This is a genomic window from Actinacidiphila sp. bgisy167 (assembly GCF_965342175.1).
GTDB lineage: Bacteria > Actinomycetota > Actinomycetes > Streptomycetales > Streptomycetaceae > Actinacidiphila.
The window spans coordinates 23621-35348 of sequence record NZ_CBDRBL010000073.1 but is presented as its reverse complement, the minus strand read 5'-3'; the positions used below and the strand labels follow the sequence as shown (position 1 = coordinate 35348).

Sequence of the window (11728 nt, the reverse complement as noted above, 5' to 3'; positions counted from 1 at the left end):
TTAGCTTCAATTCAACGATTTGTTGAAGACCGGGAGGGTGTCCGATGGCTCCGCACGAGACGGTCCGCACCTCGCTCGCCGACGCGGTACGGCGAGACATCGGCGCCTCCCTCGCCGCCGTCGACGCCGAACTGGCCCGCCGCTACCCCGGGGACCCCGGCTCCCGGCAGCCCGTGCACACCGTCTACGTCCCCGCTGACGCCTTCGCCGCCGACACCGTGCGCCAGTGGGGCGACCGCGCCCTCGCCGCCCTGGACGAACACGCCCCCGACGCGGCGCGGCTGGCCGGCGTACTGGGTCTGCCGGCCGGGCTCGCCGAGCCCGTCCACGACCGCGTACGGGCCAAGCTGCTGCGCGAACCGGTCGAGGACCTGCGGATCGACTTCGAGGACGGCTACGGCTCCCGCCCCGACGACGAGGAGGACGCGGCGGCCGCCCGCGCCGCCCGTCTCGTGGCCCGCGCCGTCGCGGACGGGACCGCACCTCCCTACGTCGGCATCCGCATGAAGGGCATGGAGGCCGCCGTGCGCGACCGCGGCATCCGCACCCTCGATGTCTTCCTCACCGGTCTGATGGAGGCCGGCGCTCTGCCCGGCGGCCTGGTGCTGACCCTGCCCAAGGTCACCTTCCCCCAGCAGGTGAGGGCGTTCGTCCGGATCGCCGAGGAGTTCGAGAGAGCACGCGGACTGCCCGAGAAACGCCTGCGGTTCGAGATCCAGATCGAGACCACCCAGTCCATCCTGGGGCCGGACGGGACGGCGACGGTGGCCCGCCTGATCGACGCCGCCGAAGGCCGGGTCACCGGGCTCCACTACGGGACCTTCGACTACAGCGCCGCCTGCGGGGTCAGCGCGGCGTACCAGTCCATGGACCACCCGGTCGCGGACCACGCCAAGGCCGTCATGCAGGTCGCCGCCGCCGGCACGGGCGTGCGGCTCTCCGACGGCGCCACCAATGTGCTGCCCGTCGGTCCCGGCGCCCGGGTCCACGAGGCCTGGCGGCTGCACTACGGCTTGGTCCGCCGCTCCTTGGCCCGCGCGTACCACCAGGGCTGGGACATGCATCCCGGCCATCTGCCCACGCGGTACGCGGCGGTCTACGCCTTCTACCGCGAGGGCCTGGACGCGGCGGCGGCCCGGCTCGCGGCCTACGTCGCCAAGGCCGGCGGGGACGTCATGGACGAACCCGCGACGGCCCGGGCGCTGAGCGGCTACCTGCTGCGTGGACTCGACTGCGGCGCGCTCGACTCTTCCGAGGTCGCCGCCGCCACCGGGCTGGTTCGCGCCGACCTCGACGCCCTCGCGGGCCGGGCCCCCGGCGTCTGAGGCCCCAGGCCTGCGCGCATACGAAGACGTCCGGGCCGCCCCCACGTGGGCCGGCCCGGACGTCCCGGTGCTGCGGACGATCAGACCAGGTCGAACCGGTCGAGGTCCATGACCTTCGCCCACGCCGCGACGAAGTCGGTCACGAACTTCGCCTTCGCGTCGTCGCTCGCGTAGACCTCCGCGAGCGCGCGCAGCTCGGAGTTGGAGCCGAACACGAGGTCGGCACGGGTGCCGGTCCACTTGACCTCGCCGGTGGCGTTGTCACGGCCCTCGAAGGTGGACTGGTCCTCGGAGGTCGCCTTCCACGAGGTGCCCAGGTCGAGCAGGTTGACGAAGAAGTCGTTCGTCAGCGACCCGGGGGTGGCGGTGAGGACGCCGTGCGACGACTGCCCGTGGTTGGCGCCCAGGACGCGCAGACCGCCGACGAGGACCGTCATCTCGGGGGCGCTGAGGGTGAGCAGGTTCGCCTTGTCGAGCAGCAGGTACTCGGCGGGCAGGCGGTTGCCCTTGCCGAGGTAGTTGCGGAACCCGTCCGCGGCCGGCTCGAGCGCGGCGAAGGACTCCACGTCCGTCTGGTCCTGCCCGGCGTCCACACGGCCCGGCGTGAACGGCACCTCGACCGGGTGACCGGCGTCCGCGGCGGCCTTCTCGACGGCGGCGGCACCGGCCAGCACGATCAGGTCGGCCAGCGAGATCCGCTTGTCACCGGACTGCGCCGCGTTGAAGGACTCCTGGATGCCCTCCAGGGTGCGCAGCACCCCGGCGAGCTGCTCGGGGTCGTTGACCTCCCAGCCGCGCTGCGGCTCCAGACGCACACGGGCGCCGTTGGCGCCGCCGCGCTTGTCGCTGCCGCGGAAGGTCGAGGCCGACGCCCAGGCGGCGGAGACCAGCTGGGAGACGGTCAGGCCCGAGGAGAGGACCTGCTCCTTCAGGGCCGCGATGTCCGCGGCGTCGACGACCTCGTGCGTCCGCGCCGGCAGCGGGTCCTGCCACAGCAGGGTCTCGGACGGGACCTCGGGGCCGAGGTAGCGGACGACGGGACCCATGTCGCGGTGGGTCAGCTTGAACCACGCGCGGGCGAAGGCGTCCGCGAACTCGTCCGGGTTCGCGAGGAAGCGCCGCGAGATCTGCTCGTAGACGGGGTCGAACCGCAGCGCGAGGTCCGTGGTGAGCATCGTCGGGGCGTGGCTCTTGGAGGAGTCGTGCGCGTCGGGGATCGTGCCCGCGCCCGCGCCGTCCTTCGCGACCCACTGGTTTGCGCCGGCCGGGCTGGTCGTCAGCTCCCACTCGTAGCCGAAGAGGTTCTCGAAGAAGCCCATGCCCCAGCGGGTCGGGGTGCTGGTCCAGGTGACCTCGAGGCCGCTGGTGATGGTGTCCGCGCCCTTGCCGGTGCCGTAGCTGTTCCGCCAGCCGAGGCCCTGCTCCTCCATGGAGGCGGCCTCGGGGTCGGGGCCGACGTTGTCGGCGGGACCGGCGCCGTGGGTCTTGCCGAAGGTGTGGCCGCCGGCGATGAGGGCGACGGTCTCCTCGTCGTTCATCGCCATCCGGCGGAAGGTCTCACGGATGTCGCGGGCGGCGGCGATCGGGTCCGGGTTGCCGTTGGGGCCCTCCGGGTTGACGTAGATCAGGCCCATCTGGACGGCGCCGAGCGGGTTCTCGAGCTGGCGGTCGCCCGTGTAGCGCTCGTCGCCGAGCCAGGTGGTCTCGGGGCCCCAGTAGACGTCCTCCTCCGGCTCCCAGACGTCCTCGCGGCCGCCGGCGAAGCCGAAGGTCTTGAAGCCCATCGACTCCAGCGCGACGTTGCCGGTCAGGATCATCAGGTCGGCCCAGGAGATGCTCTGGCCGTACTTCTTCTTCACCGGCCACAGCAGGCGGCGGGCCTTGTCCAGGTTCCCGTTGTCCGGCCAGCTGTTGAGCGGGGCGAAGCGCTGCTGGCCGGCGCCGGCGCCGCCGCGGCCGTCGCTGATGCGGTAGGTGCCCGCGCTGTGCCACGCCATGCGGATCATGAACGGGCCGTAGTGGCCGAAGTCCGCCGGCCACCAGTCCTGCGAGGTGGTGAGGACGTCGAGGATGTCCTTCTTGACGGCGGCGAGGTCGAGGGCCTTGAAGGCCTCGGAGTAGTCGAAGTCCTCACCGAGCGGGTTCGCCACCGCCGGGTTCTTGGCGAGGATCTTCAGGTTCAGCCGCTCCGGCCACCACTGCCGGTTCCCCCCGCCCTGGGTCGGGTGCGGGGCGCGCCCGTGCGCGACGGGGCAACCGTTCACACCCTCCGTCTTGGGGTCTGTGACGATTGCTTCATGGTTCTCAGACATGGGAATCCTTCCGGACCTGGTGGATCACGGTGCTCAGGGCTGCGGGCCGTCGGACGCGTTCGGGCGAGGGCCGCCGCGTTGAGCGCGCGAGGGGCTCACCGGCGGTCTGGCGACGACGGAGGGGTGCCGGACCGCCTGCGGCAGTGCGACGCGGGTGCCCGTGGCTCCCAGGCGGCACCCCGCGGCTGCTCGGCGGTGGGCCCGTCACGTCTCTCTCTTCTGCCGTACTGGAGTCTTCCTGTCCCTTGGCTGGCGCCGGAACCGATCCTACGATGGACGCAGTCCAAGTCAAGAAGAGCATCAACTCCATGGGCAACCAGAACCCGGACGCGTGTACGCGCGCCCTCCGGGCTTCCGAGCTGAACGGGTGGGCATACATGAGTGACCTGCTGGAGCGACTGCGCGGGCGCGGCTGGCGCATGACGTCCCAGCGACGTGTCGTCGCGGAGGTCCTCGACGGCGAGCACGTGCACCTGACGGCGGACGAGGTGCACGCCCGCGCCGCACGTCTGCTGCCCGAGATCTCCCGGGCGACCGTCTACAACACCCTGGGCGAGCTGGTCTCCCTCGGCGAGGTCATGGAGGTCTCGACCGACGGCCGGGCCAAGCGCTACGACCCCAACGCGCACCGTCCGCACCAGCATCTTGTGTGCTCCGCGTGCGGCGCCGTGCGCGACGTCCACCCGACCGGGGACCCGCTGGCCGACCTCCCCGCCGAGGAGCGGTTCGGGTTCACGGTCTCGGCGGCCGAGGTGACCTACCGCGGACTGTGCCCGGCCTGTTCCTGAGCGCTTTCTGCGTATCGCTCGTCCGCGCGCCTGCGTGTCCGTGCGCCCGGTGGGGCGGCCGGGGCGCGGTCGGTCCGGGTGCGGCCCGGCCGCGGGGTCGAGGCTGCTGGGCGCGGCCCGCGGCGCGCCATGACGGCTTCCCGGCGCCGCCACAACTCCTGCCGGAGCGGCCCGCGCACGTGACGACGCCGGCCCGGTGCCCGTACGCGGGCGTCGGCGGGTCGTGCGGGAGCCGTCTGCTGATGCGACGCCGCGCCGCTACAGCGCCGGCGGGATCTCGCCGGACCCGCGCGGGATCAGCCGGCAGTCGAGCTCGACCCGCTTGGGGGCGCCCGCGGAGCCGCCGAGCCGCTGGAAGAGCAGGCCGGCCGCGGTCCGCCCGAGCTGCCCGGGATCCTGGGCGACGACGGTGACCGCGGGACGCAGCAGGTCGGCGAGCTCGAAGTCGTCGAAACCGACGAGCGCGACCACATCGGGCCGGTCGGCGAGGACCCGTACCGCGGTCACGGTGATCCGGTTGTTGCCGGCGAACAGGGCGGTGACCGGCTCCGGGCCGCTGAGCATGGACTCCACGGCGGCACGGACGCGGCCCGGAGCCGTCGGTCCGCAGGACACCCAGTTCTCGTGCACAGGAAGCCCGGCGGCCTCCATCGCCTCCCGGTAGCCGCGCAGACGCTCGGCCGCGGTGTGGATGCGAGGCAGGTCGCCGATGAAGCCGATGCGCCGGTGCCCGTGGGCGATGAGGTGGGCGGTGCCCTCACGGGTGCCTCCGGCGTTGTCGCTGAGGACCACGTCCGCGTCGATGCCGCCGGCGGGGCGGTCGACGAAGACGGTGGCGACGCCGGCGGCGATCTCCGGTTCGAGGTAGCAGTGGTCGTCGCTGGCGGGCACGATGACGAGCCCGTCGACGCGCCGGGCGCAGAAGGCGAGCACCAGCTCCTGCTCGCGGTCGGCGTCCTCGGCGCTCGATCCGGTGAACAGCAGCGTCGAGTGCGCCCGCGCCACGTCCTCGACGGCACGGCTGAGCGGCGAGTAGAAGGGATCGGCGAGGTCCTCGAGGACCAGCCCGATGCTGGCCGTGCGGCCCTTGCGGAGCAACCGCGCGCTGTCGTTGCGGCGGAATCCGAGGGCGTCGATGGCCGCCTGGACACGCGAGATGGTGTCCTCGGTGACGCCCGGTTCCTCGTTGACGACACGCGATACCGTCTTCAGGCCGACCCCGGCCCGGGCCGCGACATCCTTCATGGTGGGGCGGGCGGTGCGCGGAATATCGGTCACGCCGTGATCCTATGGGCTGGACAACGTTGTCAACAAAGGGCGACACTACGCCCATGCCGTTCGAGAGCTCTGCCGAGTCCATCGTCCCGCCGTCGGGTGCCGCCGGTACGGGCCCGCTGATCGCCGCCGTGGACATCGGCGGCACCAAGATCGCGGGCGCGTTGGTGGACGCCGCTGGTGACCTGCTCGTACGCGTCCAGCGCCCGACACCGGCCGACCGGGACGCGACGACGGTCATGGGAGCGCTCTCGGAGGTGCTGACCGGGCTGCAGGAGTCGGCCGACTGGCCGCGAGTGGCCGCTGTGGGCATCGGCAGCGCCGGGCCGATCGACGCATCGCGGGGCACGGTGAGCCCCGTCAACATCGCAGGCTGGCGGGACTTCCCGGTGGTCGCCCAGGTGGGCGAGCGGGTCGGCCGGCTGCCGGTCGTGCTCACCGGCGACGGCATCGCCATCACCGCGGCCGAGCACTGGCAGGGTGCGGCCCGCGGGCACGACAACGCGCTGTGCATGGTGGTGTCGACCGGCGTCGGCGGCGGTCTCGTCCTCGGCGGCAAGCTCCAGCCCGGCCCGACCGGCAACGCCGGGCACATCGGCCACATCAGCGTCGACCTCGACGGCGACGTGTGCCCCTGCGGCAGCCGCGGCTGTGTCGAGCGCCTGGCCAGCGGGCCGAACATCGTGCGCCGCGCCCTGGAGTCCGGCTGGCGTCCGGCGCACGGGGAGGAGTCCGACGCCGCCGCTGTCGCCCGGGCCGCCCGCGAGGGCGACGCCCTCGCTCTCGCGTCCTACGACCGGGCGGCTCAGGCGCTGGCCGCGGGCATCGCCGCGACGGCCACCCTGCTGGAGATCGACGTCGCGGTGATCGGCGGCGGAGTCGCGGGCGCGGGGCCGCTGCTCTTCGATCCAGTCCGTGCGCACCTGCGCCGGTACGCCACGCTGTCCTTCGCTTCCGGGGTGAAGGTCGTCCCCGCGGTGCTCGGCACGGACGCGGGCCTCGTCGGCGCGGCCGCCGCCGCGGCGCAGGCGCTGCGCCTGGAGCCCTTCGCGACCGGCGCGTAGCAGACGCAGGGCGTCATGCCGTAGCACCGGGCACCGGGTGCACCGACCGGACGGCCGCGAGTGGCGGTGCTGAGGGGACCGGGCCGGCCCGGTGCGTGCGGCGGCCCGGAACGGGTCCGGCGGCGTGCCCGCCCGTGAGCGGCCGGCTCCGAATCGGGCACCGGCCCCCGGATCCGACACCGGCCCCGGTCGTCGCACCCCAGCCCGGATCAGACCCCGGGCCGTCACAGACCGGGCCGTCACACACCAGGCCGGCTCCCGTGGGCCGCACGGCTCGGGCATGCCGCACCGGAAAACCCGGCCCTGTGGCACTCGTGCGCACACCGGCGGACGGGCCGGTGCGACGTCCCTGCCCAGGCCGCCCGGACGTCCGTCCACCCGCTCGGTGGACCCGTAGCGGCGGGCGTGAGCGCAGGACCCGCGTGGCGGCGCGGTGTGCGCGGCTGCGGAGGAGGGCTCCGGAGGGCAGCAGCGCCTCACCCAGGGTGGCGGGCCGCGATGGGTCCCGTCAGGCTCTCGTGCGGGGTCCTGGCCGCGCCCCTGAGCCGGGGTGGCGGCGCGTGGTCCCGGGCGTTGCGCTGTGTCGCCTCAAGCGATCCGTTCTATGACGGCGGTGCACAGATCCTCCAGGACGGTCCGAGCAGGATTGCGCCGCAGATGAGCCAGCAGATCGCGGGCGCTCTCGGCCTGGCGCAGGGTACGTGCCCGCGCCTCGGCGAAAGCGGGATGACGGCGTATCAGGTGCAGGGCCTCCGCGTGCCGTGTGTCGTCCGTGAGGTCCTCCTGGAGCAGCAGGCGAAGCCGGGAGTCGGTCGCATCGCCGGCGACGGGCGACGTGGACCTGATGAGCAGGACGGGAAGCGTGGGCACTCCGCGCCGGAGGTCGGTGCCGATCCGCTTGCCGAATTCGCCGACCTCACCGCTGATGTCCAGGATGTCGTCGGCCAGTTGGAAAGCGACGCCGATACGTTCGCCGAATTCGTCCATCAGCCGCACGGTGTGGCCGTCGGCGCCGGCGAGGAGCGCACCGAAACGGGTGGCTGCCGCGACCAGCGCCCCGGTCTTGTCGGCGATCACCTCGAAGTAGTGCTCGACCGGGTCCTGGCCTTCGCGAGGCCCGTTCACCTCCAGGGCCTGCCCCCGGACCAGGCGACGCAGCACTCCTCCGTGTGACTGCAGGACATCCGAGCCGAGGGAGACCGCGAGCTGGGTGGCACGGGCGAGCAGGAAATCCCCCGAGCGGACGGCCATGCGGTTGCCCCAGCGCGCGTTGACGCTCGCGACACCGCGCCGCACGAGTGCCTCGTCCATGACGTCGTCATGGTGCAGGGTGGCCAGATGGGTCAGCTCCACCGCGGCGGCGGCCTTCACCACTGCCGGGGCGTCGCGGTCGCCGAACTCCGCCGCCAACAGCGTCAGTGCGGGCCGGAAGCGTTTGCCACCCGCCGTGATGAGGTGGTGCGAGACCTCGTCGAGCAGCGGCAGATCGCTTTTCACGGACGCGTGCAGAAGGTTCTCGACGTCGGCCAGCCCCTCCTGGATCACCGACTGCAGTCGTGCGTGACGAAAGTGCAGGGGAAACTTCCCGGGGGTGGTCACCGGTGCTCTCTTCATTGCAGGCGCTGCCCGTCCCCGCCCCAGAAGCGACGCGCTCTCGGACTTTGTCTCATACCCTCTCCTGCGACGACGATCTCTCAACGTCGTCGAACACCTTTGGAACCCCATGAGGCAAGGAATCTGCGGGGACAATTCACCTGCGTCTGGAGGCGTCGCGTCGAACGCGACGCGCTGGGAGGCCCCATGGGTCCCTCCTGTCGGTGATCGTGCCAGCCGGGTCGTGTCGCCTGCATGCGTCAAACGCCCCTGCGGCGCGGCCACCTCTTGGGTCAAAGTCCCTGTTCCGGCCGTGGCGCCGGCACCGGATACCCTCGCGACGGTGTGGTGCCGGGATGTGCCGGCCGACGCCGGGCCGGCTGACCGCGGGCCGGGCGGCGACGGTCTGTCGAGAACGGCTTCGCCGGTCGGTGCTTCGGCGGGCGCTGGGCGGCTGGAGCGGCCGGCGCGCAGTGCATGGGCGGGACCGTCGAGGCGACGACGGGCCCGGCTCAGCGCCGTCCTCGACGGCACCCGGCCGGAGCCCCGGAGCCACCCGCTCGCCCTCCACCCCTCCACCCCTCCACTCCTCCGTCCGTCCGTCCGCCCGGAACGGTATTCAGCTCCTCCGGGGCGCCCCGTCTCCCGCAGGTTTCCGTCCTCACGCGGCGCGTGGACGCCGCCGCGGCGTCGGAGGGCACCGGCAGCCGAGGTCGGCTTCGCGGACCCCCTTGTGGCCCCTAGCGGCCGTGTGGTCCCGGGCGACGGCGCCGGAGCGCTCGGGGCGCGACGAGGGATGACCACCGTGTTCCCGGGTTCCGAAGTCACCGGTATGCGCCGATGGCCGGGTCTGCGCGTTTGCCGACGGCGATGATCCGGGCAATTCGTAGGGGGCTACCGGGCTACGGAAGAGGGGGCACCGTGATCGTCTGGCTCAACGGCGCGTTCGGCGCAGGGAAGAGCACTGTCGCATGCGAACTGCTCGAACTGCTGCCGGGCAGTGTGCTCTACGATCCGGCACTCATCGGCAGCGGATTGCGCTTGATGCTCCCGGAGAAACGGCTGGGCGAAGTCGGCGACTACCGGGAACTGCCTGCGTGGCGGCGGCTGGTCGTCGACACCGCCGCCGCGCTGCTCGCGGAGGTGGGCGGCGGACCGTTGGTGGTGCCGATGACGTTGCTGCGGCAGGAGTACCGGGACGAGATCTTCGGCGGCCTGGCGGCCCGCCGGATTCCTGTGCGGCATGTGCTGCTGCACGCCGAGGAAACGGTTCTGCGCGAGCGGGTCGACCAGCGCGCCGAGGTCCTGGGCGGCGCTGAGGCCGGCGCGGGGATCCGCGCCTGGTGCCTGGACCACCTGCCCGCCTACCGGGAGGCCCTGACCTGGCTCACAGCCGACGCCCACCTGCTCGACACCTCGCGGCTCGCGGCCCGGGCGACGGCCGAACGGATAGCCGATGCGATACAGGAGGGCGCGGGCGCCTGCGACATCGTGCAGACCCCCGAACCCACCGCGGAGACCCTCGCGGCGGGGGTGCTGCTGTTCGACGAGGATGACCGGGTGCTGCTGGTCGACCCGACCTACAAGCCCGGCTGGGAGTTCCCCGGCGGGGTCGTCGAGCCGGGGGAGCCCCCGGCGCGGGCCGGCATACGGGAGGTCGCCGAGGAACTCGGCCTGCGGCTCCCTAACGTGCCCCGGTTGCTGGTCGTCGACTGGGAACCGCCGCTGCCGCCGGGATACGGCGGCCTGCGGCTGCTCTTCGACGGCGGGCGGCTGACCGCGGCCGACGCCGAGAGCCTGCTGCTTCCCGGCGCCGAACTGCGGGGCTGGCGCTTCGCCACGGAGGACGAGGCCGCCGCGATGCTGCCGCCCGTCCGGTACACGCGGCTGCGTTGGGCGCTGAGGGCTCGTGAGAGGGCGACTGTCCTCAATCTGGAGGCCGGTGTGCCGGTGGGCGGCTGACGGGCGGCCGGAGCCCTCCGGCCGCCCGCGTCCTCAGACCGCCTTGGCGGCGTACTTCTGCAGGAAGAGCGCCTCGGTGAGCGCGAGCTTCTCCAACTCCTCGGGGGAGACGCTCTCGTTCACCGCGTGGATCTGCGCCTCCGGCTCGCTCAGGCCGATCAGCAGGATCTCCGAGTCGGGGTAGAGCGTCGCAAGGGTGTTGCAGAGCGGGATCGAGCCGCCCATGCCGGCGATCTCCATCTCCGTGCCGTACGCGGCGTGCATCGCCTCCGCCATGGAGGCGTAGGCCGGGCTGGAGGTGTCCGCCCGGAACGGCTGGCCGCTGCCGACCTGGGTGGCCTCGACACGGGCGCCCCAGGGGGCGGCCGCCTGGAGGTGGGCGATCAGCAGCTTGGCTGCCTGATGGGCGTCCACGCCCGGCGGCACTCGCAGGCTGACCTTCGCGCCCGCTGTGGCCTGCACGGACGGCGTGGCGCCGACGACCGGAGGGGCGTCGATGCCGATGACGGTGACCGACGGGCGGGCCCAGAGCCGGTCGGCGACCGTGCCGCCGCCCATCAGGTCCACGCCCTCGAGCACCTTGGCGTCCCTGCGGAAGTCCCCCTGGTCGTACTGCAGCCCGTCCCAGGCCGCGTCGGCGGTGAGACCGGTCACGGAGGGGGCGCCGGAGTCGTCGTGGAGCGTGTGCAGGATGCGCACGAGGGCGGCCAGCGCGTCCGGTGCCGCGCCGCCGAACTGGCCGGAGTGCAGGTTGCCTTCCAACGTGGTCACCTTGACGTCGACCAGCGCCATGCCGCGCAGGGTCGCCGTGACGGTCGGCAGGCCGACGCGGAAGTTGCCGGAGTCGCCGATGACGATGGCGTCCGCGGCGAGCAGCTCGGGGTGCTCCTCCGCATAGCGCTCCAGGCCGCCGGTGCCCTGCTCCTCCGAGCCCTCGGCGATGATCTTCACGCCGACCGGGACCCCGCCGTTCTCGCGCAGCGCGCGCAGGGCGGTGAGGTGCATGATCAGGCCGCCCTTGCAGTCGGCCGCGCCGCGCCCGAACCAGCGCCCGTCGCGCTCGGTGAGCTCGAAGGGCGGCGACAGCCAGCCGGCCTCGTCCAGCGGCGGCTGCACGTCGTAGTGCGCGTACAGCAGCACGGTGGGCGCCCCCTCGGGTCCGGGCAGGTAGCCGTAGACCGACTGCGTGCCGTCCGGGGTGTCCAGCAGGGCGACGTCCTCGAAGCCCTCAGCGCGCAGCGCGTCGGCGATCCAGGTGGCGGCCCGCTCGCACTCGCTCTTGGGGAACTGCCGCGGATCCGCCACCGAGCGGTACGAGACCAGCTCCGCCAGCTCGGTCCGGGCCCGCGGCATCAGGGCGGCGACGGTTGCGGCGAGTGGTGCGGCGGACATGAGCGCTCCTGATGGGT

At 72.9% G+C, this 11728-nt stretch carries 8 protein-coding genes; 4 read left to right on the top strand and 4 right to left on the bottom strand.

Going from position 1 to position 11728, the window contains the following annotated elements; translation table 11 throughout:
- Positions 1-44 precede the first annotated feature (44 nt).
- Positions 45-1325, top strand: coding sequence for a DUF6986 family protein (locus tag ACRWND_RS23990; protein ID WP_431952754.1), 1281 nt, complete (start codon positions 45-47; stop codon positions 1323-1325).
- Positions 1326-1405: 80 nt separating this feature from the next.
- On the opposite strand, the gene katG is transcribed toward ACRWND_RS23990, so the two are convergent.
- The gene (katG, locus tag ACRWND_RS23985; RefSeq protein WP_431952752.1) at positions 1406-3637 is read right to left on the bottom strand and encodes a catalase/peroxidase HPI; all 2232 of its coding nucleotides are present in this window, start codon (positions 3635-3637) and stop codon (positions 1406-1408) included.
- 377 nt (positions 3638-4014) lie between these two features.
- Between katG and ACRWND_RS23980 the strand changes: the two genes are divergently transcribed.
- Positions 4015-4425 (top strand): Fur family transcriptional regulator, encoded by a 411-nt coding sequence (locus tag ACRWND_RS23980; RefSeq protein WP_431952760.1) that lies wholly within the window; start codon positions 4015-4017, stop codon positions 4423-4425.
- 258 nt (positions 4426-4683) lie between these two features.
- Here the strand turns inward: ACRWND_RS23980 and ACRWND_RS23975 are convergent, their stop codons facing one another.
- A complete protein-coding gene (locus ACRWND_RS23975) occupies positions 4684-5670 on the bottom strand; it encodes a LacI family DNA-binding transcriptional regulator (RefSeq protein WP_431952758.1) in 987 nt (328 codons plus the stop codon).
- A gap of 86 nt (positions 5671-5756) precedes the next feature.
- On the opposite strand from ACRWND_RS23975, the gene ACRWND_RS23970 reads away from it, so the two are divergent.
- Positions 5757-6764 (top strand): ROK family protein, encoded by a 1008-nt coding sequence (locus ACRWND_RS23970; RefSeq protein ID WP_431952750.1) that lies wholly within the window; start codon positions 5757-5759, stop codon positions 6762-6764.
- A 588-nt stretch (positions 6765-7352) separates the two neighbouring features.
- Here the strand turns inward: ACRWND_RS23970 and ACRWND_RS23965 are convergent.
- Positions 7353-8363 carry a polyprenyl synthetase family protein gene (locus tag ACRWND_RS23965; protein ID WP_431952748.1) on the bottom strand — a complete coding sequence of 337 codons (1011 nt, stop codon included), beginning with the start codon at positions 8361-8363 and terminating at the stop codon, positions 7353-7355.
- A 915-nt stretch (positions 8364-9278) separates the two neighbouring features.
- Here ACRWND_RS23965 and ACRWND_RS23960 point away from each other — a divergent pair.
- Positions 9279-10319 carry an NUDIX hydrolase gene (locus tag ACRWND_RS23960; protein ID WP_431952746.1) on the top strand — a complete coding sequence of 347 codons (1041 nt, stop codon included), beginning with the start codon at positions 9279-9281 and terminating at the stop codon, positions 10317-10319.
- A 33-nt stretch (positions 10320-10352) separates the two neighbouring features.
- On the opposite strand, the gene ACRWND_RS23955 is transcribed toward ACRWND_RS23960, so the two are convergent.
- Entirely contained in the window at positions 10353-11711 is a 1359-nt protein-coding gene (locus ACRWND_RS23955) for a dipeptidase (RefSeq protein WP_431952744.1), read from the bottom strand.
- Between the last annotated feature and the right edge of the window lie 17 nt (positions 11712-11728).